Consider the following 22,984-nt stretch of genomic DNA (forward strand, 5'->3'; position numbering starts at 1 on the left):
ACCGTCGCGGCTTATTCGTAGCCGAAGGCCTTCAGCGCGGCCTCGTCATCGGACCAGCCCTCACGCACGCGCACCCAGGTTTCCAGGAACACCTTGGCCCCGAACAGACGCTCCATCTGCAGGCGGGACTTGGCCCCGATCTCCTTCAGGCGGGTGCCGCCCTTGCCGATCACGATCGCCTTCTGGCCTTCGCGCTCGACCCAGATCACCGCACCGATGCGCAGCAGGTTGCCGTCCTCGGTGAAGCGCTCGATCTCCACCGTGGTGGCGTACGGCAGCTCTTCGCCCAACTGGCGCATCAGCTGTTCACGCACCAGTTCGCCCGCCAGGAAGCGCTGGCTGCGGTCGGTGATTTCGTCTTCGCCGAACATCGGCGGGGCTTCCGGCAACAGCGCCAGCACATCACGGACCAGGGCTTCCAGGCCGTTGCGCTTCTGCGCCGAAATCGGATGCACCGACGAGAAGTCACGGCCGGCGGTCACTTCCTGCAGGAACGGCAGCAGTGCGCCCTTGTCCTTCATGCGGTCGATCTTGTTGACCACCAGCACCACCGGGATACCGGCGTCGCGCAGCACGTTGAAGGCCAGGCTGTCCTCTTCGTCCCAGCGTCCGGCTTCGATCACCAGCAGGCCGGCGTCGACGCCTTCCAGCGAACCGCGGGCGGCGCGGTTCATGACCCGGTTCATCGCCCGCTTCTGCACCTTGTGCAGACCAGGTGTATCGACCAGCACCAGCTGCCCTTCCGGGTAGGTGGCGATGCCCAGCAGGCGGTGACGGGTGGTCTGCGGCCGGTTGGACACGATGCTGACCTTGGCCCCGACCAACGCATTGGTCAGGGTCGATTTGCCCACGTTCGGGCGGCCGATGACGGCCACGCTGCCGCAATGATGGGGAGTTTGTTCGCTCACTTGGAATCCAGTTGTTCAAGGACGGCCGCAGCCGCTTGTTGTTCGGCGATCCGCCGCGAGGAGCCTTCGCCCTCGGTGCTGGCGGCGGGGTCGGCTACGTTGCAGCGTACCCGGAAGTGTTTGGCGTGGTCGTCACCGGATTCTGACACCAGTTCGTACTGAGGCAACGCCTTCTGTCGGCCCTGCAGCCATTCCTGCAGGCGGGTCTTGGGATCCTTCTCCGGTCGCCCGGTGGCCGGCAGCGCCTCCATCGAGGCGGCAAACCAGGGCAGGACCATCGCCCGGCAGGCTTCAAAGCCCACGTCCAGGTAGATCGCCGCGACCACGGCCTCGAATGCATCGGCCAGGGTCGAGTCGCGGCGATGGCCGCCGGACTTCATTTCGCCAGGCCCCATCGTCAGCCGGTCGCCCAGCTGCAGGGTCCGCGCGATCACCGCCAGCGCACCCTCGCGCACCAGCTCGGCGCGGGCGCGGGTCATCGCGCCTTCGTCTGCCTTGGGCCAGCGCAGGTACAACGCCTCGGCGACCATCATGTTGACGATGCTGTCGCCAAGGAATTCCAGCCGCTCGTTATGCGGCGCGCCGGCACTGCGATGGGTCAGCGCCTGCTTGAGCAGGTCTGGATCGCGGAAGGCATGACCGATCAGGTCTTCACGTTGGAAAGATTTATTCGGCACCGCTACGGGTCAGGTCCTGGGAAGAATCGAATTTGCCAACCACGTCCAGGTTGCCGACCAGCGGGCGGCGCACTTCGTAGTTGACCTTGAGGGTCCAGCCATTGTCGCGACGGTCGAACTTGACGTTGGCCGGCTTCACATTGTCCGAGTAGTTGATGTACAGCCGCTTGAAGAACAGGTCCTGGATGTTGGCCGGCGCCATGCTGCCGATACCGGGTTCCTTGGCCAGGCTCTTCATCGCCGAGCGCACCGCGTAATACTCCTGGTACATCGGGAACAGCTTCATGCCGACGTAGAGGAAGAAGCCAACCACGATCAGGACTACCAGGAACGAAGTCAGGGTCATCCCGCGCTGCGTGTTCATCGTCTTCATTGCGTTCTCCCCAGATACGCGAGTGGATGTGAAGTCAGTTGATGCTCGAGCCGATCCGCGACGGTTCGAAGCCGTCCTTGCAGAACCAGCCCTGGCAGTTCAGCCAGATCAGGAATGCCTTGCCACGCAGGTTCTCTTCCGGCAGCAGGCCCCAGAAACGGCCGTCGTCGCTGTTGTCACGATTGTCGCCCATCACCAGGTACTTGCCAGCCGGCACGGTCCACTGGCCCTGGCCACGCGGATAGTCGGTCTCCAGCACGGTGTGGGTGCGGCCCGGCAGGTGCTCGACCAGCAGGTTGGCGCCCTCGCCCTGGCCCTTGTGGCCGGCGTAGATGCCCTTGTTGTCGTACTTCAGCGGCTCGCCGTTGAGGATCACGCCGTCGCCTTCGAACACCACGGTGTCACCCGGCACGCCGATCACGCGCTTGATGAAGTTCTCGCCCTTGGCCGGGTCGTTGTCGCCATGGCCGGGGAAGTGGAACACCACCACGTCACCGCGGGCCGGATCGCCGACCGGCACGAAGCGGGTATTGGTGATCGGCAGGCGCAGGCCATAGGAGAACTTGTTGACCAGGATGAAATCGCCGATCAGCAGGTTCGGCATCATCGAGCTGGACGGGATCTTGTACGGCTCGGCGATGAAGCTGCGCACGATCAGCACGATCGCCAGCACCGGGAAGAACGCACGCGAGTAGTCCACCAGCACCGGCTCGGTGTCGAGCAGGCCGGCGCGCTGGGCGCGACGCTTGGCCAGGTACAGCTTGTCGGCCAGCAGGATCAGGCCGGAGGCCAGGGTCAGCACGACCAGGAGGATCTCAAACAGTTTCATTCAGGGTCCTTTGCAACGTCACCGGACGATCGGCCCGAAGGCCGGTTTCGGGGCTTATTTGTTGTCCATCTGCAGCACGGCCAGGAAGGCTTCCTGCGGAATTTCCACGCGGCCGACCTGCTTCATGCGCTTCTTGCCTTCCTTCTGCTTTTCCAGAAGCTTCTTCTTGCGCGAAACGTCGCCACCATAGCACTTGGCCAGAACGTTCTTGCGCATGGCCTTGACCGTGGTGCGCGAGATGATCTGCGAGCCGACGGCGGCCTGGATGGCGACGTCGAACTGCTGGCGCGGGATCAGGTCCTTCATCTTCTCGCACAGCTCGCGACCACGACGATCGGCATGGCTGCGGTGCACGATCAGCGAAAGCGCATCGACCTTGTCACCATTGATCAGCACGTCCACGCGCACGAACGGGCCGGCATCGAAACGCACGAAGTGGTAGTCCAGCGAGGCATAGCCACGGCTGACCGACTTCAGCTTGTCGAAGAAGTCCAGCACCACTTCGGCCATCGGCAGCTCGTAGCTGATCTGCACCTGGCTGCCCAGGTAGTTGATGCCGATCTGGCTGCCGCGCTTTTCTTCGCACAGCTTGATGATGTTGCCGATGTACTCCTCGGGGGTGAGCACGTTGGCGCGGATGATCGGCTCGCGGATCTCCTGCACATGGTTCAACGGCGGCAGCTTGGCCGGGTTGTCCATGTTGATGATCGTGCCGTCGGTCTTCAGGACTTCATACACCACCGTCGGCGCGGTGCTGATCAGGTCCAGGTTGTATTCGCGTTCCAGGCGTTCCTGCACGATTTCCATGTGCAGCATGCCGAGGAAGCCGCAGCGGAAACCGAAGCCCATCGCTTCGGAGCTTTCCGGCTCGAAGCGCAGCGCGGCATCATTCAGGCGCAGCTTGTCCAGCGCTTCGCGCAGGTCAGGGTAATCCTCGGCATCGACCGGGAACAGGCCGGCGAACACGCGCGGCTGCATTTCCTGGAAGCCCGGCAGCGGCTTCGGCGCCGGATCGGCAGCGAGGGTGAGGGTGTCACCGACGGGTGCGCCATGCACGTCCTTGATGCTGGCAGTGACCCAGCCCACTTCGCCCGCACGCAGTGCCGGCAGCACCTTGCGCTTCGGGGTGAACACACCGACGTTGTCGACCTGGTGGTTGCGGCCGGTGGACATCACCTGCAGCTTGTCGCCGGCCTTGATCTCGCCCTGCATCACGCGCACCAGCGAGACCACGCCCAGGTAGTTGTCGAACCACGAGTCGATGATCAGCGCCTGCAGCTTGTCGGTATCACGCGGCACCGGCGCCGGAATGCGATGCACGATCGCTTCCAGCACGTCGACCACGTTCAGGCCGGTCTTGGCACTGACCGGGACTGCGTCGCTGGCATCGATGCCGATCACGGCCTCGATCTCGGCCTTGGCACGCTCGATATCGGCGGTGGGCAGGTCGATCTTGTTGATCACCGGCACCACTTCCAGCCCCTGCTCCACCGCGGTGTAGCAGTTGGCCACCGACTGCGCCTCCACACCCTGCGCTGCATCGACCACCAGCAGCGCGCCCTCGCAGGCGGCCAGCGAGCGGCTGACTTCATAGGAGAAGTCGACGTGGCCGGGGGTGTCGATGAAGTTCAGATGGTAGGTCTGGCCGTCCTTCGCCACGTACGGCAGCGACACCGACTGCGCCTTGATCGTGATGCCACGCTCGCGCTCGATCGGGTTGGAGTCGAGCACCTGCGCTTCCATCTCGCGGGCCTGGAGGCCGCCACAGAGCTGGATGATGCGGTCGGCCAGCGTGGACTTGCCGTGGTCGACGTGGGCGATGATGGAGAAGTTGCGGATGTTCCGCATCGAATCAGAGGACATAGAGAGGTGGCGGCGGCGCGCGGCGTCGTCAGGGTAACGGTCGATTATCGCACGCCCGGAGGGTGGCCGCGTGGTTGGCCTGGCCGGACCGCCCCCGGAATGGCCGAAGCCCCGCCGGGGCGGGGCTTCGGGGATACCACAAGGGCCGCCATGAAGGCGGCCATCCGTTGTTACGGGCCGGCCTTGACCGCCACAAAGGCGCTGTTGCCGCTGCCGGTACGGACCAGCAGCATGACCACGTCGCCCTTCTTGTACCCGGACAGTGCACGGTTCAGGCTTTCCACGCTGCCGACCGGGGTGCTTGCCACCTGCAGGATCACCATGCCGCCGGACAGGCCGGCATCACGGGCGCCTTCGCCCTTCACTGCGGTGATGCGGACACCTTCGCCCGCCTCAAGACCCAGCTGCTTGCGCTGCGGCGCGGTCAGATCGGCAACCTCCAGCCCCAGCAGGGCATTGGCACCGGTCTGCGGAGCGGCCGTGTCATTGCCTGCGGACAGGCTGCGGGCATTGCCCTGCGCATCCTCGGCCAAAGCGGTCAGGGTCGCGCTCAGGTCACGCGGCTTGCCGTCGCGGATCACGCCCAGGGTGACGCGGCTGCCCGGCGCCATCGCACCGATCAGCGGCGGCAGGTCAGACCAGCTGTTGACCGGCGCACCGTTCACCGTGCGGATGACGTCTCCGATCTTGACCCCGGCCTTGGCCGCAGCGCTGTCCGGCACGATCTGGTTGACCAGCGCGCCGCGGCTGTCGGGCAGGCCCATCGCCTGTGCCTTCAGGCCGTCGATTTCCTGGACCACCGCGCCGAGCTGGCCACGGGTGACCTTGCCGGTCTTCTTGATCTGCTCGACCGCGCTCATCGCCAGGTCGATCGGGATCGCGAAGCTGATACCCATGTAGCCACCCGAGGCCGAGAAGATCTGCGAATTGATGCCGACCACTTCACCGCGGGTGTTCAGCAGCGGGCCGCCGGAATTGCCCTGGTTGATCGCCACGTCGGTCTGGATGAACGGCACATAGCGCTGGTCCGGCCCACCGGTGTTGCGGCCGAGGGCACTGACCACGCCGGCGGTAACCGAGTGGTCCAGCCCGAACGGCGAGCCGATCGCGACAACCCACTGACCGGGCTTCAGGCTGTTGGAATCACCCACGCGCACGGTCGGCAGGTTCTTGCCGTCGATCTTCAGCAGGGCCACGTCGTACTGCTGGTCGCTGCCGACCACCTTGGCGGTGAACTCGCGACGATCGCCGAGCTTGACCTTCACTTCACTGGCGTCGGCGACCACGTGGTAATTGGTCAGCACGTAGCCGTCAGGCGAAATGATGAAGCCCGAGCCCATGCCGCGGCCCTTGATGCTGGGTCCACCGTCCTGGCCACCGGGCCCCTGCCCCGGCATCGGGAAATCCGGGCCGAAGAAGCGGCGGAAGAACTCGGGCATCTCGTCATCACCCGGGCCCATGCCGCCCCGTGCCTGGCGGTTGCTGCGGACGATGGTGGTGTCGACGTTGACCACACCGGGGCCGACCTGTTCCACCAGATTGGTGAAATCAGGCAGACCGCTGACCAACGGTTGCGCCGGTGCGCGGGGCGCCGCAGCAGCGGCTGCGGCCTGCGGCTGGGCGGCAGGCGCCGCCGGTTGGGCGCAGGCCACCAGCGGCAGGGTCAGGGCGAACAGGCCAATGGCATGTGTGCGCAGTCGGGGAGTCATCGGACGGCAACCTCCGGGTCGGATGGAAAGGGAAAGAAGCGCCCCGCCGACGGCGGGGCGTGGGACGGCACCCGGCTCAGTCGCGCGGGCGCTGCGACGCCGGCAGGTCGTCCTGCAGGCGTGGCTCGAATGGATAGAACGCGGCGCCACCGGCATGGGCCGGGAAGCTGGCATTGAGAGCGCCACCGGCGGCGGGCGCCAGGCTGGAACGCGGCCACGGCCGTGCCTGCAAGCTGCCGACCTCGCCAAATGGCAGGTTGCGCGCGCTACTGGCGGGCACGGTCGGGGTCAGCGGCGCCTGGCTGGCGACCGCGCGCAGCGGTGCGTCATCGCGCTGGGCCACGCGTGCGGCCTGCTGGCTGCGGGTGGCGCTGGCGCGGCGCGCGTCCTGGCGACGGCTGGCCGCTGCCATGGCCACCGCCGGCACGCTGGCCACGGCCATCGCGGCAGTGTCCACCGACGCCTCGGTGACAGCCGCAGGCTGCCCGGATGCCGGCGGCAACTGCGCCTGGCTGGCGATCACCTGCGGTGCGGAGACATCGACGGGCGGCGCCTCCTGCAGCTTTTCGCGCCCTACGAACAGCGCCACGGCGGCAACCGAAGCCGCCAGTGCGCCGCCACCCCAGGCACGCCAACCACTGCGGCGGGCCTGACGCTTCGGCTCGGCCTGCGGCGTAGGCTCGGCGGCGATGGCGGCAGCCACGGCGGCACTGAAACCGGCCGGTGCCAGCAGTGACGCCTGCCCACGCATGACGTCACCCAGCAGCTGCCAGCGTTCCTGGCAGCCAGCCAGTTCCGGATCATGTTCCATGCGGCGCACCAGGAAGCGCGCCTCGTCTGCCCCCAGCTCACCGTCGACCAGCGCCGACAACTGCTGGCGATGGCGTTCGTCCAGGCGTTGCCCGGCGGGAGACTGGTGGTTGTGCGATTCGTTGTTCGGAATGCGGGTCATATACGGCTCTTCTCGCGGGTGGCGCTGCCGATGTCCAACAGCGGCCGGAGTTCGGTGTCGATCGCCTCGCGCGCCCGGAAGATCCGTGAACGCACGGTGCCGATCGGGCACCCCATCTTCTGCGCGATTTCCTCGTAGCTCAGGCCTTCCACCTCGCGCAGGGTGATCGCTGACCGGAGTTCTTCCGGCAGCGCATTGACGGCCTTCATCACCGTCTGTTCCAGTTCCTGGCGCATCAACTCGCGCTCGGGCGTGTCGGTGTCGCGCAGGCGTGTTCCGCTGTCGAACTGCTCGGCGTCACCGATGTCGATGTCATCGGTCGGCGGGCGGCGATTGTGCGAAGCCAGATGATTTTTGGCGGTATTCACGGCGATCCGATGCAACCAGGTTGAGAACTGGGCGTCGCCACGGAAGCTTCCAATCGCACGGTAAGCACGGATGAAAGTGTCCTGGGCCACGTCCTGACATTCACTCCAGTCGGCGATGTAGCGACCGACCAGGGCCACGACCCGATGCTGGTACTTGCGCACCAGGACATCGAAGGCGGCACTCTCGCCGTGCTGCACGCGCCGGACCAGTTCCAGATCCAGCTCCTGTGGTGTATCAACATCGGCCATGAGGGGCCGCACTCCTGTCAGCCCAACCGACGTCGGGCAATGAGACTGCCAATCCCGGGAAAAGTTCAGTCGCCGATCACCTGGCGCCGCACCAGCTTTTAACCACCGTTCCGTTAACGTTCCGGTCCAAGGCCTGCGATCCGGGGCGCCACACCCCTGCTATTGGGATTTGACGCGGGGGAAACAACCTCTGGATCATAGCCCCCTTCTCCATACACAACCGGATGGAACGTCCATGCTCTCAAGCTTCGATGGTCTCCGCTTCAGCCACTGGCACCCCGAGATCCGCGACGATGGCGTGGTGGTCCTCTCCCTTGATCGTCAGGACAGCAGTGTCAACGCAATGTCGCAGGATGTCCTGCTGGAGCTGGGCGATCTGCTTGAGCGCATCGCCATGGACCCGCCCAAGGGCGTGGTGATCCAGTCGATCAAGAAGGCAGGCTTCATCGCCGGCGCCGACCTGAAGGAATTCCAGGAATTCGATCGCCGCGGCACCGTCAACGATGCCATCCGCCGTGGCCAGTCGACCTACCAGAAGCTGGCCGAACTGCCCTGCCCGACCGTGGCCGCCATCCATGGCCATTGCCTGGGCGGCGGCACCGAGCTGGCCCTGGCCTGCCGCTACCGCGTCGCGTCCAATGACAGCTCCACCCGCATCGGGCTGCCGGAAACCCAGCTGGGCATCTTCCCGGGCTGGGGTGGCAGCGCGCGCCTGCCGCAGCTGGTGGGCGCGCCCGCTGCGATGGACATGATGCTGACCGGACGCACGCTGTCGGCCTCGGCCGCACGCGGCATCGGCCTGGTCGACAAGGTGGTGGCACCGGCCGTAGTACTCGACACTGCCGTGGCGCTGGCCTTGTCCGGCACCACCCGCCCGTTCAAGCAGCGCGCGACGGCGTGGGCGACCAATACCTGGCTTGCACGCCAGCTGCTGGCGCCGCAGATGGTCAAGCAGGTTGCGCGCAAGGCGAAGAAGGACCAGTACCCGGCGCCGTATGCGTTGATCAGCACCTGGCAGCGCAGCGGCGGCAAGCCGGTGCAGGCACGCCTGGACGCCGAACGACGCGCGGTGGTGAAGCTGGCCAGCACGCCGACCGCACGCAACCTGATCCGCATCTTCTTCCTCACCGAACGCCTGAAGGGCCTGGGTGGTGGTGATTCCGGCATCCGCCACGTGCACGTGGTCGGTGCCGGCGTGATGGGCGGTGACATCGCAGCGTGGGCGGCCTACAAGGGCTTCGACGTGACCCTGCAGGACCGCGAGCAGCGCTTCATCGACCCTGCCATGGAACGCGCGCAGGCACTGTTTGCCAAGAAGGTGCGCGACGAGAGCAAGCGCCCGGCCGTAGCCGCGCGCCTGCGTGCGGACCTGGAAGGCAACGGCGTGGCGCAGGCCGATCTGGTGATCGAGGCGATCATCGAGAACCCGGAAGCCAAGCGTGCGCTGTACCAGACGCTGGAGCCGAAGATGAAGCTCGACGCGTTGCTGACCACCAACACTTCGTCGATTCCGCTGGTGGAACTGCGCGATCACATCCAGCGTCCGGCGCAGTTCGCCGGCCTGCATTACTTCAACCCGGTGGCACAGATGCCGCTGGTGGAGATCATCCATCACGACGGCATGGCCGCTGAGACCGAGCGTCGCCTGGCCGCCTTCTGCAAGGCGCTGGGCAAGTTCCCGGTGCCGGTGGCCGGCACCCCCGGCTTCCTGGTCAACCGCGTGCTGTTCCCGTACATGCTGGAAGCCGCTACCGCGTATGCCGAAGGCATTCCGGGGCCGGTGATCGACAAGGCGGCGGTGAAGTTCGGCATGCCGATGGGCCCGATCGAACTGATCGACACCGTGGGCCTGGACGTGGCCGCTGGCGTGGGCAAGGAACTGGCACCGTTCCTGGGCCTGCAGATTCCGGCGGCGCTGCAGACGGTGGAACCGGACAAGCGCGGCAAGAAGGATGGCCAGGGCATCTACACGTGGGAAAACGGCCGGGCCAAGAAGCCGGACGTGGCGCGCGACTATCAGGCGCCTGCCGATCTGGAAGATCGCTTGATCCTGCCGCTGTTGAACGAGGCAGTCGCGTGCCTGCACGAGGGCGTGGTCGCCGACGCGGACCTGCTGGATGCGGGCGTGATCTTCGGTACCGGTTTCGCACCGTTCCGCGGCGGTCCGATCCAGCACATCCGTGCAGTCGGTGCCGATGCACTGGTGGAACGCCTGAAGGCGTTGCAGCAGCGTCACGGCGACCGTTTCGCACCGCGCCCAGGCTGGAACAACCCGCTCCTGCGCGAACCGGTGGTTTGATCGGCCGGGCCTGCGGCCCGGCACCCGCAGAGGCAACAACAACAGCTACAGCAAAAGCCAGGGCCGAAGCGGCTCTGGCTTTTCTGTTTGTTGGGCGGGGCGGTGTGGGTTGGCAGGACACGCCGTAAACCCATCCATGGGGGCTCGATGGCGCCATCCATGGCGCCAACGGTCCTGCCAACCCACACCGCCCCACCCCTGACAGTTTCCCGGTGACGGTTCGTGAACTGCGATTGATGGTAGACGTCGACCTTGGTCGACACGCTTGATCCACGCCATGCGTGGATGCGAGCGAAGCGACCAGCGTTTGATTTTGATTTTCTTTTTTCTTCTCCGTGGCTGGACGGCACACGGAAACTGTCAGAGGTCGGGCGGGTGGGTTGCGCAGGGGCGTGAGCCGCATGGATGCGGCGCCCGAGCTTACAGGGACGTACTTGCAGCGCCCCCTGCGCAACCCACCCGCCCGGCCAAGCGCGGCTTCTGCTTTTGCCTTCAGCGACCAACCAACAGCCACGAGGGGCTGCGCCGTTGGCTGGAACAACCTGTTACCCGAACGGGGAATGTCACCGTCACGACAGCATGCGATGCTGACCGCCTTGATCCCTGCCAGCGAGAACGCCCGCATGACCACCATCATCGCCCCGCGCGTACACGACATCGGCGGCCTGGAAGTGCGCCGTGCAGTGCCCACCCTGCAGGCCCGCAGCATCGGTTCGTTCGTGTTCGTCGACCAGATGGGCCCGGCACTCATGCACCCCGGTACGGCCATCGACGTGCGCCCGCATCCGCATATCGGCCTGGCCACCGTCACCTATCTGTGGTCGGGCGCCATCGGCCACCGCGACACGCTGGGTTCGGACCAGGTGATCCGCCCCGGCGACGTCAACTGGATGACCGCCGGCCGTGGCATCGCCCATTCCGAGCGCACGCCACAACTGGACCGCGACCATGACAACCCGATCCACGGCATGCAGACCTGGGTAGCGTTGCCGAAGTCGCATGAGGAAATCGAACCGGCGTTCTACCACCATGCGGCTGCCACCCTGCCCGAGCAGCGTCGCAACGGCGCCTGGCTGCGGGTGATCGCCGGACGCGCCTACGGCGAGGAGTCGCCGGTCAAGGTGTTCGCCGATACGCTCAACGTGGCGATCGACCTCGACCCGGATGCAGAGATCGACATCGATGATGGTCACCGCGAGCGTGCGCTGTACATCCTCGAGGGCGAAGCGCAGCTGGATGGCGTGGACATTCCGGCCCAGCACCTGGTGATTCCCGAAGCCGGGGCGCGCGGCCGCCTGCGCGCGAAGACGCCGGTGAAGGCGATGCTGTTCGGTGGCGAGCCGCTGGATGGCCCGCGCCATCTGTGGTGGAACTTCGTTTCCAGTTCGAAGGAACGTATCGAGCAGGCCAAGCACGACTGGGAAGCCGGGCGTTTCGGCACCATTCCCGGCGACGACAAGGAATTCATTCCCCTGCCCGAGCATTGAGCATCGCGTGTTGCACACATCCGAGGGTGTATCCCTGCACCCGGCGTTGACGCTACAGTCACCCGCTGATCACTGAAATGTGACATAAATCACACTTTCGACCGTCAAAGGAGTGCAACACATGAGCATGGGTAAACGCTTGTCCGCCGAGTTCCTCGGCACGTTCTGGCTGGTTCTGGGTGGCTGTGGCAGTGCTGTGCTGGCCGCCAAGTTCGGTGGCGACGGCAATCCGCTGGGTATCGGTTTCCTCGGCGTGGCGCTGGCCTTCGGCCTGACCGTGGTGACCGGCGCCTACGCGTTCGGCCATATCTCCGGTGCGCACTTCAATCCGGCGGTCAGCGTGGGCCTGTGGGCCGGCGGCCGCTTCCCGACCAAGGATCTGCTGCCCTACATCATCGCCCAGGTGGCCGGCGGCCTGCTGGCCGGCTTCATCCTGCTGCAGATCGCCTCCGGTGCCAGCGGCTTCGCCATTGATGGCAGCCAGGCGGGTGCGTTCGCCAGCAACGGCTATGGTGCGCTGTCGCCCGGTGGCTACAGCGTGGCGGCCGCGTTCCTGTGCGAAGTGGTACTCACGGCAGTGTTCCTGATCGTGATCATGGGCGCGACCCATGGCAAGGCGCCGGCAGGTTTCGCGCCGCTGGCCATCGGCCTGGCCCTGACCCTGATCCACCTGATCAGCATTCCGGTCACCAATACGTCGGTGAACCCGGCCCGCTCCACGGCGGTGGCCTTCTTCGCCGGCAGCGGCGCAACCGGCCAGCTGTGGCTGTTCTGGGTCGCCCCGCTGCTGGGCGGTGCGATCGGCGGCATCATCTACAAGTGGATCGGCAACGACCGCTGAGCCGTGACCGTGCCATTGCGGCCGACCTTCGGCCGCAATGGTTACGGATGTAACCGCGATTTGTGCGATCGCTCACGTTCCGTTAAGGTCTGGTCATCCGCCCGTGCTTTCGCCGGGCAGGACGGCATCCGGGGATGGAATGCCTCGGCCGCCGGTGACACCGGCGGTGCCAACGACACGCCACCTTGGGGGATGCATGAAGTTCGCGCCTGTTGTTTTGTCGAGCCTGCTGTTCGTTGCGGCGTCTGCCTGCGCGCAGGCCCCGGTCGAATGCCCTTCGTTGCCCGCCAGCAGCGGCCTGCAATGGCAGCAGCAGGTACAGTCCGGTTTCCTGATCTGCCGTGCGGCCACCGGCGACGGTCGCGAAGTGCTGAGCCTGATGCTCAGCCAGCGCGATCCGGGCATTCCCCTGACCCGCTCGCTGCGCCAGGAAAAGGGCAGCTTTGCCGGTGAATCGATGTACTGGTACCAGCCGGATCTGGGTGGCCAGCAGCCACCGGGTTATGCCGAACGCCGCATCAGCGTGGTCAAGCTGGACAAGGGTCGCTACGCGCAGATCGCGCTGTATCCCGACAGCTCCCAGGAACTGGGCACACTGCAGCAGCTTGCGCAGGGCATGAACCTGACGCCCTCTGCCGTGGCCGACGGCCGCTGAGAGGCTGCGGGGATGACTGCATTGCAGCGTCCCCGCAGGATCCGGCACACCGGGCATCCGCCGGGCGTGGCCCGGCGCTGCCCGTCAGAATCTGCCTTCCTGGAAATCAACGAAGGCCTGCATCAGTTCTTCGCGGGTGTTCATCACGAACGGGCCGTGGCGCATCACCGGCTCGCGCAGCGGGCGACCCGCCACCAGGATCAACCGCGCACCGTCGCTACCTGCCGAAAGATGCAGCTGCTCGCCGCCGCCCAGCACCGCCAGTTCCTGCCGCGCCACGTCGCGCGCTGCATCCTGCTCGCCCACCGTCAGCCCGCCTTCGAACACGTAGACGAACGCGTTGTGGCCTTCCGGCAGCGCATAGGTCCAGGCGCGGTCGGCGGCCAGTTCGATATCCAGATACAGCGGATCGGTGGCGGGCTGCGCGATCGGGCCCGCCGTGCCCTCGACCGTGCCGGCGATCACCTTGACCTGCACGCCTTCGGCCGGCCGCACCACCGGAATCTTTTCGGGAGCGAATTCCTGGTACTTCGGCGCGGTCATCTTGTCGCGCGCCGGCAGGTTCACCCACAACTGGAAGCCGCGCATCTGCCCGCTTTCCTGCTCGGGCATCTCCGAATGCACCAGGCCACGGCCGGCGGTCATCCACTGCACGCTGCCCGGGGTCAGCAGGCCTTCGTTGCCGTGATTGTCGCGATGCCGCATGCGGCCATCGAGCATGTAGGTGACTGTCTCGAAACCACGATGCGGATGCTCGGGGAAACCGGCGATGTAGTCCTCGGCACGATCGGTGCCGAACTCATCGAGCAGCAGGAACGGATCGAGGTCGGGCAGCGACGGACCGCCGATGACCCGGGTCAGGCGAACACCGGCACCGTCGGAGGTGGGCATGCCACGGATGGTGCGCAGGACGCGGACCGGCTCGGGAAGGCTCATGGTGACTCCTGTTGGATGGATGCCAGTAAAAATGGACGCTGCGGCGCGCAACGCCAATGGATGCCGTCGCAACCGATTGTTCCATCCCTGGTGTTCGCCGCATGTCATGTCCGCACGCCGGCACCGCCTGCGTTGTGGGCAGCGAGGGAACATCGCCACCTGCCACCCCCATGTACGACCAAAGTACTACCGCAGAATGGTCCCGTGCACATTGACCCTGCCAGGGGCACGCGGGACTCTTTGCCTGTCTTTCCGGGAGAGAGCACCTCATGAAAGGTTTTTCCAAAATAGGCTGGGCGGCCCTCGCCCTGCTCGGCGCGTTCTGCCTGGGTACGGTGGCGCTGCGGCGCGGTGAGCACATCAACGCGTTGTGGATCGTGGTGGCGGCGGTATCGCTGTACCTGGTCGCCTATCGCTTCTACAGCCTGTTCATCGCTGACAAGGTGATGCAGCTCGATCCGACCCGGGCCACCCCGGCGGTGATCAACAACGATGGCCTGGATTACGTGCCGACCAACAAGCACGTGCTGTTCGGCCACCACTTTGCCGCCATTGCCGGTGCCGGCCCGCTGGTCGGCCCGGTGCTGGCCGCACAAATGGGCTACCTGCCCGGCCTGCTGTGGCTGGTGGTCGGCGTGGTGCTGGCCGGCGCTGTGCAGGACTTCATGGTCCTGTTCCTGTCCAGCCGCCGCAACGGCCGCTCACTGGGTGACCTGGTGCGCGAGGAAATGGGCCAGGTGCCCGGCACCATCGCGTTGTTCGGTGCCTTCCTGATCATGATCATCATCCTGGCCGTGCTGGCGATGGTGGTGGTCAAGGCGCTGGCGGAAAGCCCGTGGGGCATGTTCACGGTGATCGCCACGATGCCCATCGCGATCCTGATGGGCGTCTACATGCGCTACATCCGGCCAGGCAAGATCGGTGAGATCTCGGTGGTGGGCCTGGTGCTGCTGCTCGCCGCGATCTGGTTCGGCGGCAAGGTGGCAGCAGACCCGACCTGGGGCCCGGCCTTCACCTTCACCGGCACCCAGATCACCTGGATGCTGATCGGCTACGGTTTCGTCGCCTCGGTGCTGCCGGTGTGGCTGCTGCTGGCACCCCGCGACTACCTGTCGACCTTCCTGAAGATCGGCACGATCATCGCGCTGGCCATCGGCATCCTGGTGGTGATGCCGGAACTGAAGATGCCGGCACTGACCCAGTTCGCTGCCAGCGGCGACGGCCCGGTGTGGAAGGGCGGCATGTTCCCGTTCCTGTTCATCACCATCGCCTGCGGCGCGGTGTCGGGCTTCCATGCACTGATTTCTTCGGGTACCACACCGAAGCTGTTGGCCAATGAAGCGCACATGCGCTACATCGGCTACGGCGGCATGTTGATGGAATCGTTCGTGGCCGTGATGGCACTGGTGGCCGCTTCGATCATCGATCCGGGCATCTACTTCGCGATGAACAGCCCGGCAGCCGTGATCGGTGCCGATGCAGCGTCCGCCGCGCACTACATCACCAATACCTGGGGCTTCACCATCACTCCCGAACAGCTGACGGCCACGGCCGCAGCGATCGGTGAGCCGACCATCCTGCACCGTGCCGGTGGTGCGCCCACCCTGGCGGTGGGCATCGCGCAGATCCTGCATGAGGCGATCCCCAGCAGCAGCGACGCGATGATGGCGTTCTGGTACCACTTCGCCATTCTGTTCGAAGCACTGTTCATCCTCACCGCTGTGGATGCGGGCACCCGTGCCGGTCGCTTCATGCTGCAGGACCTGCTCGGCAACTTCATTCCTGCACTGAAGAAGACCGAATCGTGGACCGCCAACATCATCGGTACGGCCGGCTGCGTGGCGCTGTGGGGCTACCTGCTGTACACCGGCGTGGTCGATCCGTTCGGCGGCATCCAGACGTTGTGGCCGTTGTTCGGCATCTCCAACCAGATGCTGGCGGGCATCGCGCTGATGCTGGGTACGGTGGTGCTGTTCAAGATGAAGCGCGACCGCTACGCGTGGGTCACTGCGGTGCCTGCGGTGTGGCTGCTGATCTGCACCACCTACGCCGGCTTCATCAAGATCTTCGACAGCAATCCGGCGCAGGGCTTCCTGGCCCAGGCACACAAGTTCCAGGACGCCCTGGCCAGCGGCACCATCACCGCACCGGCAAAGTCGGTCGCACAGATGCAGCAGATCGTGGTCAACGCCTATGTCAACACCGGCTTGACTGCGCTGTTCCTGCTGGTGGTGGCGTCGGTGCTGGTGTATTCGATCAAGACGATCGTGGCGGCGCGCCGCAATCCGCAGCGCAGCGACCGCGAGACCCCGTACGTGGCCCTCAAGCCGCATGAAATGGTGGACCTGTAATGAGTACGCAACTGGTTCCGGTGGGGCAGTACCAGGCGCATCGCCGCCTATGGCGACGCCTGGTGCAGACGGCGCGGCTGTGCTGCGGCATTCCCGACTACGACAACTATGTGCGGCATGTGCGGGAGAAGCATCCGGACCGCGAGCCGATGGACTACAAGACGTTCTTCCGCGAGCGGCAGGAAGCGCGGTATGGCGGCCGCAACGGTGGTCGCTGCTGTTGAAGTGTGAAGTGGGTGCCGGGCTTGCAGCCCGGCGCCCGCAGAAGCGACGGCAACTGCAACTGCAACGGCCGAAGCGTCGGCTCTGGGTTTCTGTTTGGTTGGCGGGGCGGTGTGGGCTTGCAGGACACGCCGTAAACCCGTCCATGGGGGCTCGATGGCGCCATCCATGGCGCCAACGGTCCTGCAAGCCCACACCGCCCCGCCTTTGACAGATTTCCGGTGACGGCGCGAAACATCTGGGGTCGGATCCGTTTTCCTTGGAAAACGGATCCGACCCCTTCTTTGTTCATGGAGACCGATGGAATTCATCCAGGGATGGGATGGATCCAGCAGATCGCGGAAAACTGTCGGAGGCGGGGTGGGTCCGGTTGCGGGGGTGTCCGCGGCATGGATGCCGCGGCCAAGCCCCCAGGGATGGGTTTACGGCGTCCCCCGCAACCGGACCCACCCCGCCATCCCACGGTATGCCCGCTGTTGCTGTTGCTGTATGAGGTTGCCTGCCAGCGGCCGGCACTACCGCGGGTGCCGGGCGCCGCCCGGCTGGACTACTCAGCCGTTGGCCATCCACTTCAGGATCAGCCCGGTCACGTATGCCAGTCCGGTACCGGTGGCATAACCGACTGTGCCGAGCAGCACGCCCACCGGCGCCAGCGTCGGATGGAACGCTGCTGCCACCACCGGTGCCGACGCTGCCGCACCGATGTTGCCCTGCGAACCAATCGCGAAGAAGAACAGCGGCGCGCGCACCAGCTTGGCAACGATCCACAGCACCAGCACGTGGGTGGCCATCCAGATCGCACCGAGCAGGAACAACCACGGACGATCCAGCAGCGAGAGCAGGTTCATCTGCATGCCGATGCAGGCGATCAGGAAGTACAGGAACACGGTGCCCAGACGCGAAGCACCGGCGGCTTCCAGCCGTCGTGCACGGGTGAAGCTGAGGGTCAGGCCCATCGCAGTGGACAGCAGGATCACCCAGACGAACTGGCTGTCGAGGCTGAACTGGCTGGCCCAGCTGACATTGGCCTTGAACCAGCCGGACAACGGTGCGGCGATGGCATGGGCCAGGCCGACGCCGCCCAGTGCGACGCCGACAATCACCATCAGGTCGGTCATGCTGGGGATGCGTGCGTTCTGCGCGTCGTAGGCGCTGATGCGCGCCTTCATCTCATCGATGGCGCGTGTGTCGGCCCCGTTGCGGGCATCGATCTGCTGCGCGCGGTTGGCCATGAACAGCAGGATCGCCATCCACAGGCTGGCGCAGGCCACGTCGACCACGGCGAACTGGCCGAAGGTGGTGGCATCGGTGCCGAACACTTCGCGCATGGCAACCATGTTGGCGCCACCGCCGATCCAGCTGCCGGCCAATGCGGCCATCCCGGCCCAGGTGTCACCGGCCACGGTTTCCGGGTGGATCAGTTTCATCACCTGGAAGGAGACGATGGCACCGAGCATGATGCCGGCGGTGCCGGCGCAGAACACCAGCAGCAGCTTCGGGCCGAGCTTGGCGATGCCTTTCAGGTCGATCGACAGGGTCAGCAGGACCAATGCCGCCGGCAGCAGCACGTCACGTGCGACCGGGTTGTACAACGAGGTGTTGTGGCCATCGATGACACCGGCGGTGTTGTAGATGGCGGGGATGAAATAGCACAGCAGCAGTGCGGGTACCCAGGCGAAGATCTTCTTCAGCAAGGGCGTTGGGCCACTGGCAGCCCAGAAGATCAGGGCGAGGGTGGCGGCAATCAGACCAAGGCCAACGATGTCGTTGCTGATCAGGGCAGTAGCGGTAGCGGGTTCGGTCGGCATGGGATCCTCTGTCGATCGAAAGAGCGGAAAAGAAAAGCGCCGCATAAGCGGCGCGGGTCGAAATTAACATAGTCTTCACGCAGGGTCATGCTGCGCTGCTTGCGGCAACGCGCGGGCCTGCCGAGAATCGCAGCATTCCCTTCTGGAGCCTGCCCCATGCAACTCGGCGCTTTTTCAGTCAGCCTGGCGGTGAAGGACCTGGCCACCTCGCGTGCGTTCTATGAGGCGCTCGGGTTCTCGGTAACCGGTGGTGATGCGGCGCAGAACTGGCTGGTACTGCGCAACAACGGCATCGTGGTCGGCCTGTTCCAGGGCATGTTCGAGGGCAACCTGCTGACCTTCAATCCCGGCTGGGACCAGCACAAGCAGGAACTGGCCTCCTTCCAGGACATACGTGAGATACAGGCCGAACTGGATACCAAGGGCATTGAACTGGCGCTCCGCACCGATCCTGATGGCCAGGGCACGGGCTACCTGCAGCTGGCTGATCCCGACGGCAATGTGATCCTGATCGACCAGCATGTGGCGCGGCCGACGGCGCGGTGACGCGGCCAGCGTGCCAACCAAGGTTGGCACCTACCAGAACGCACGCGGCCATTGCCTGGTAGGCGTCGACCTCGGTCGACGGACAGGTCAGCCTGGCCGCGATGTACCAAAGTCGAGCGAGGCCAGGGTGCCGCGCGGCTCACAGGGCTGCAGCTGCAGGGTCCAGCCCAGGTGTTCGCACAGCCGCGCGATCAGTTCCAGGCCGATGCCGCCGCGGTCACCACGCTCCCCGCGTGCCATCCGCGCATGGATCGCAGCGATCTCTTCCGGACTCATGCCATGGCCGGGGTCCTGCAGGGTCAACACCGCTGCCGAGGTCAGGCGCAGCTCGATATGACCGCGCCCGCTGTTCTCGATGGCATTGCGCAGCAGGTTGCCGATCGCTGCCTGCACCACGGCCAAGGGTGCAACGATGTCCACCGGCGCAGCCTGGATGCCGATGCTCAGGTCCTTGTCGCCCAGCAGATGGCGATGGTCGTCGACTATCTCCGGCAGCAGCTGGTCCAGGGCGATGCGCTCGGCGCGGCTGGCCAGACGTGCGGGATCACGCGCCAGCACCAGCAACAACTCGATCAGCTGCTCGACGCCCTGCGCGGTACGCAGTACGCGCTGCATCTGCTGGCGTGCGCGCTCGGGCAGGCCCGGCTGTTCCAGGGCCAGCTCGGCGGCACCGGTCATCACCGCGATCGGCGTGCGCAGTTCATGGCTCGCGGTGCTGATGAACACCCGCTCACGCTCGACGAACTGCTCGTTGCGATCAAGGTAATCGTTCAGCGCATCGGCAATGGTATGCAGCTCGGAACTGCCTCGCGGGTCGACGTGGATGCGCTGGCCCTGCACGCCAGGCCGCAGTGCACCGATGTGCTGGGCCAGCAGGCTCAACGGGCGCACCATGCGCTCCATGCCGAACGAGGCCATCAACACGGTGACGAAGATCATGATGATGCCGGCGAGCATCACCCAGCGTGTGGCGAACTGTTCCAGGTCGTGGAAATCGGAGATGTCCAGGGCCAGCGCAACCCGTCCCATCGAACCGGTATCGCGCACCATCACCGCCGTCTCGCGCTCGCCGATCATCACCCCGTCATGCAACCCCGGATGCAGGGTGCGCAGGCTGGCGGGCATGTTGGCTTCGTTGAAGCGGAACAGGCTGAGCGTGTCCGAGTCCTGCCAGCGATAGTGCGGCTCGTGCTCGGTGTGATCGACAATGCTGTCCAGTTCCGAATTGAGCAGCGCGCGCCACGCGGCATGCTCGGCGTGTTCGTGCACGTAGTTGCCCACGCTGAACACTGCCAGCGAGATCAACGCCAGGTAGCCCAGCAGCCACCACACCACCCGCCGGTACAGCGGGCCCGGTTTACGCGCCATCGTCATCGTTCCGTGCATCGGCGCCTGCAGTAGACGCCAGCCGGTAGCCGACCCGCGGCAGGGTATGGATCAGCTTGTCGGCAAACGGACCGTCCACGCTGCGCCGCAGCTCGTACACATGCGAGCGCAGCAGGTCGCCATCCGGCGGCTCATCACCCCACAGGGCGAACTCCAGCTGCTGCCGGGTCACCGCACCCGGGCTGGCCCGCATCAGCACTTCCAGCAGCTTGCGGCAGGCCGGGTACAGGTGCAGCACCTGGCCGGCACGCTGCGCCTCCAGGGTCGCCAGGTCCAGCACCAGGTCGCCCACCTGCAGGCGCTTGCGCGGATTGCGGCCCTGCGCGCGCAGCAGCAGCGCCTCCAGGCGCACTTCCAGTTCCGGCAGAGCGAATGGTTTGGTCAGGTAGTCATCCGCGCCGGCACGGAAGCCCGCGATCTTGTCCGGCAGTTCATCGCGCGCGGTCAGCATGATCACCGGCACTTCCGAGGCGTGCTCGGAACGCAGCCGGCGCAGCACCTCCGGGCCCTCCATGCGCGGCAGCATCCAGTCCAGGATCACCGCGTCGTACGGGTGGCTGCCGGCCAGGTGCAGGCCGGTGATGCCATCCGGGGCAACGTCCAGCACATGCCCGCGCGACTCGAAGTAGTCGAACAGGTTGGCCACCAGCTGGCGGTTGTCCTCGATCACCAACAGGCGCATGCACGAAACATCCACGGGAAGTGCCACCATGGTAGCGCCGCGGATGTCGGAATGCGGTCGCCTTGGCGGCGGCTCTGACGGCTTTCCCACGTGCCCCTCATCAGAATGGCCGTTTTGCTGCCGGAGCCCCCCGTGCCCGTTGCCCTGCCCCGCCGCTGGCACCTTCCCCTGCTGTGGCTGCTGATCGTGATGGCGTTGGCTGCCGGTCTTGGCATGCGCCAGCCGCAGCCACCGGACGAGCCACGGTTCGTACTGGCCGCGCGGGCCATGGTGGAGAGCGGCGAGTGGCTGCTGCCGCACCGGGGCAGTGAGCTGTACGCCGAAAAGCCGCCGGTGTTCATGTGGCTGCAGGCCGCTGCCCATCAGGTGGTCGGCAGCTGGCAGTGGTCGTTCCTGCTGCCGTCGCTGCTGGCCGCGCTGCTCAGTCTGTGGCTGGTTTCGGACCTGGCGCGCCGACTGTGGTCGCCACGCCATTCGCTGTACGCACTTGGCGCACTGTTCTGCACCCTGCAGTTCGGCCTGATGGCCAAGCGCGCGCAGATCGACATGGTGCTGGTGGGCATGACCACGCTGGCCCTGTGGGGCCTGCTGCGCCACCTCTGCGAGCGCCGCAACCTGCCGGCGCTGTGGCTGGCCGGCTTCGCCGCTGGCGTCGGCACGGTGACCAAGGGTGTGGGCTTCCTGCCGCTGCTGATGGTGCTGCCCTGGTTCGGCTGGTGGCTGTACCAACGCCGTCGCGGCCAGCAGGTGGACGGCCCCCACCCCGCCAGCCTGCTGTGGCTGGTTCCGGCCTTCCTGCTGGGCACGGCGGTATGGCTGGCGCCGCTGGGCTGGGCGCTGCTGCATGAACCCAGTGCATCGTTGCAGTCGTACGCACACGAACTGCTGTTCAAGCAGACCGGCACCCGCTATGCCAACGCCTGGCATCATCGCCAGCCGGTCTGGTATTACCTGCAGGTGATCGCCACCCTGTGGCTGCCCGGCGCCCTGCTGCTGCCGCTGATGATCAAGCCGTGGTGGCGTCGCCTGCGTCGCGGTGACCAGCGCCAATGGCTGCTGCTGGGCTGGGCCGCGCTGGTCCTGCTGTTCTTCACTGCCAGCCCCGGCAAGCGTGAGGTGTATGTGCTGCCGATGTTGCCGGCGATGGCACTGGCAGTTGCACCGTTGCTGCCCGGCCTGCTGCGTCGCCTGTGCGTGCGCCGCTACCTGTTCGGCTACAGCCTGCTGCTGATGCTGGCTACCGGCGCGCTTGGCGTGATGATGCTGACCGACAGCCCCTGGGCGCAGGCGCAGCTGGCACGGCGGGCGATGCCCGACACGTTGCTGCCCGTATTCGGCGATGGCCTGCTGACCTTCGCCATCGCCGTGGCGACGCTGGCGGTATGGCTGCGGGTACGACGCGCGGCCACACTCGTACTGCTCACCCACGGCCTGTTGTGGATGCTGTACGGACTGGTGCTGATACCGGCGCTGGACCCCTACGCCTCGGCGTCGGCGGTGATGCGCCGGGTGGGCACGCGGATCGGCCCCGATGCGGAACTTGCGCTGGTGGCCTGGCGCGAACAGAACCTGCTGCAGGCCGACCGGCCGGTACGTGAGTTCGGTTTCAAGCGGCCGTGGGCGGAGCAGTGGCACGACGCTGGCCCATGGTTGGCCGAGGCCCCGGACAAGCGCTGGTTGCTGGTGCTGGACAAGGCGATGAGCCCCTGTGTCGATCCGGCCCAGGTCATCGAGATCGGTGTTGCAAACCGTAATCGTTGGCAGTTGCTTCCGGGTACTGCGTGGGACCCGGCGTGCCACGCCGAACGCGCCGGCGCCAACGACGATGAAGACTGAACGACGA

General features: G+C 65.9%; 20 protein-coding genes. 8 read left to right on the forward strand and 12 right to left on the reverse strand.

What is annotated here, in order from left to right; genetic code table 11:
• Window positions 1-11: 11 nt before the first annotated feature.
• From era to rpoE, 8 genes are all read right to left on the reverse strand, one after another.
• A complete protein-coding gene (era, locus tag CR156_RS13480) occupies window positions 12-908 on the reverse strand; it encodes a GTPase Era (RefSeq protein ID WP_025877117.1) in 897 nt (298 codons plus the stop codon).
• Complete coding sequence (gene rnc / locus CR156_RS13485) at window positions 905-1,585, reverse strand: ribonuclease III (protein ID WP_032977092.1); 681 nt, start codon at window positions 1,583-1,585, stop codon at window positions 905-907. Before rnc ends, era begins: the two co-directional genes overlap by 4 nt.
• Window positions 1,575-1,958 carry a DUF4845 domain-containing protein gene (locus tag CR156_RS13490; RefSeq protein ID WP_100553201.1) on the reverse strand — a complete coding sequence of 128 codons (384 nt, stop codon included), beginning with the start codon at window positions 1,956-1,958 and terminating at the stop codon, window positions 1,575-1,577. The genes rnc and CR156_RS13490 overlap by 11 nt, the downstream gene beginning before the upstream one ends.
• 34 nt (window positions 1,959-1,992) lie before the next feature.
• Window positions 1,993-2,787 (reverse strand): signal peptidase I, encoded by a 795-nt coding sequence (gene lepB / locus CR156_RS13495; protein ID WP_025877111.1) that lies wholly within the window; start codon window positions 2,785-2,787, stop codon window positions 1,993-1,995.
• 54 nt (window positions 2,788-2,841) lie between these two features.
• Window positions 2,842-4,635, reverse strand: a complete 1,794-nt coding sequence (lepA, locus tag CR156_RS13500) for a translation elongation factor 4 (protein ID WP_165781022.1) — start codon at window positions 4,633-4,635, stop codon at window positions 2,842-2,844.
• A 185-nt stretch (window positions 4,636-4,820) separates the two neighbouring features.
• On the reverse strand, window positions 4,821-6,359 hold the full coding sequence (locus CR156_RS13505; RefSeq protein ID WP_100553203.1) for a DegQ family serine endoprotease: 1,539 nt from the start codon (window positions 6,357-6,359) through the stop codon (window positions 4,821-4,823).
• Window positions 6,360-6,435: 76 nt separating this feature from the next.
• Complete coding sequence (locus CR156_RS13510; protein ID WP_100553204.1) at window positions 6,436-7,311, reverse strand: sigma-E factor negative regulatory protein; 876 nt, start codon at window positions 7,309-7,311, stop codon at window positions 6,436-6,438.
• Window positions 7,308-7,928, reverse strand: coding sequence for an RNA polymerase sigma factor RpoE (rpoE, locus tag CR156_RS13515; protein WP_025877103.1), 621 nt, complete (start codon window positions 7,926-7,928; stop codon window positions 7,308-7,310). The genes CR156_RS13510 and rpoE overlap by 4 nt, the downstream gene beginning before the upstream one ends.
• A gap of 235 nt (window positions 7,929-8,163) precedes the next feature.
• Here rpoE and CR156_RS13520 point away from each other — a divergent pair, with 235 nt between their 5' ends.
• The 4 genes from CR156_RS13520 to CR156_RS13535 all read left to right on the forward strand — a co-directional run bounded on the left by CR156_RS13520 (window position 8,164) and on the right by CR156_RS13535 (window position 13,210).
• Window positions 8,164-10,227, forward strand: a complete 2,064-nt coding sequence (locus tag CR156_RS13520) for a 3-hydroxyacyl-CoA dehydrogenase NAD-binding domain-containing protein (RefSeq protein ID WP_100553205.1) — start codon at window positions 8,164-8,166, stop codon at window positions 10,225-10,227.
• Window positions 10,228-10,850: 623 nt separating this feature from the next.
• Entirely contained in the window at window positions 10,851-11,714 is an 864-nt protein-coding gene (locus tag CR156_RS13525; RefSeq protein WP_100554174.1) for a pirin family protein, read from the forward strand.
• Window positions 11,715-11,835: 121 nt separating this feature from the next.
• Entirely contained in the window at window positions 11,836-12,555 is a 720-nt protein-coding gene (aqpZ, locus tag CR156_RS13530) for an aquaporin Z (RefSeq protein WP_089236428.1), read from the forward strand.
• 196 nt (window positions 12,556-12,751) lie between these two features.
• Entirely contained in the window at window positions 12,752-13,210 is a 459-nt protein-coding gene (locus tag CR156_RS13535; RefSeq protein WP_100553206.1) for a hypothetical protein, read from the forward strand.
• Window positions 13,211-13,294: 84 nt separating this feature from the next.
• Here CR156_RS13535 and CR156_RS13540 read toward each other — a convergent pair whose 3' ends face one another.
• Window positions 13,295-14,146, reverse strand: coding sequence for a pirin family protein (locus tag CR156_RS13540; RefSeq protein WP_100553207.1), 852 nt, complete (start codon window positions 14,144-14,146; stop codon window positions 13,295-13,297).
• A 269-nt stretch (window positions 14,147-14,415) separates the two neighbouring features.
• Between CR156_RS13540 and CR156_RS13550 the strand changes: the two genes are divergently transcribed.
• On the forward strand, window positions 14,416-16,497 hold the full coding sequence (locus CR156_RS13550) for a carbon starvation CstA family protein (protein WP_100553209.1): 2,082 nt from the start codon (window positions 14,416-14,418) through the stop codon (window positions 16,495-16,497).
• A complete protein-coding gene (locus CR156_RS13555) occupies window positions 16,497-16,721 on the forward strand; it encodes a YbdD/YjiX family protein (protein ID WP_089236433.1) in 225 nt (74 codons plus the stop codon). The genes CR156_RS13550 and CR156_RS13555 overlap by 1 nt, the downstream gene beginning before the upstream one ends.
• A 549-nt stretch (window positions 16,722-17,270) precedes the next feature.
• Here CR156_RS13555 and CR156_RS13565 read toward each other — a convergent pair.
• Complete coding sequence (locus CR156_RS13565) at window positions 17,271-18,527, reverse strand: DUF819 family protein (protein WP_100460022.1); 1,257 nt, start codon at window positions 18,525-18,527, stop codon at window positions 17,271-17,273.
• A 156-nt stretch (window positions 18,528-18,683) separates the two neighbouring features.
• On the opposite strand from CR156_RS13565, the gene CR156_RS13570 reads away from it, so the two are divergent.
• The gene (locus CR156_RS13570) at window positions 18,684-19,073 is read left to right on the forward strand and encodes a VOC family protein (protein ID WP_100553210.1); all 390 of its coding nucleotides are present in this window, start codon (window positions 18,684-18,686) and stop codon (window positions 19,071-19,073) included.
• Between the two features lie 87 nt (window positions 19,074-19,160).
• On the opposite strand, the gene CR156_RS13575 is transcribed toward CR156_RS13570, so the two are convergent.
• Window positions 19,161-20,441 carry a sensor histidine kinase gene (locus CR156_RS13575; protein WP_100553211.1) on the reverse strand — a complete coding sequence of 427 codons (1,281 nt, stop codon included), beginning with the start codon at window positions 20,439-20,441 and terminating at the stop codon, window positions 19,161-19,163.
• Complete coding sequence (locus CR156_RS13580; protein WP_099818923.1) at window positions 20,431-21,141, reverse strand: response regulator transcription factor; 711 nt, start codon at window positions 21,139-21,141, stop codon at window positions 20,431-20,433. The genes CR156_RS13575 and CR156_RS13580 overlap by 11 nt, the downstream gene beginning before the upstream one ends.
• 132 nt (window positions 21,142-21,273) lie before the next feature.
• On the opposite strand from CR156_RS13580, the gene CR156_RS13585 reads away from it, so the two are divergent.
• Window positions 21,274-22,977 carry an ArnT family glycosyltransferase gene (locus CR156_RS13585; RefSeq protein ID WP_100553212.1) on the forward strand — a complete coding sequence of 568 codons (1,704 nt, stop codon included), beginning with the start codon at window positions 21,274-21,276 and terminating at the stop codon, window positions 22,975-22,977.
• The last annotated feature ends 7 nt before the right edge of the window (window positions 22,978-22,984 follow it).

The organism is Stenotrophomonas lactitubi (genome assembly GCF_002803515.1).
Classification (GTDB): Bacteria; Pseudomonadota; Gammaproteobacteria; order Xanthomonadales; family Xanthomonadaceae; genus Stenotrophomonas; species Stenotrophomonas lactitubi.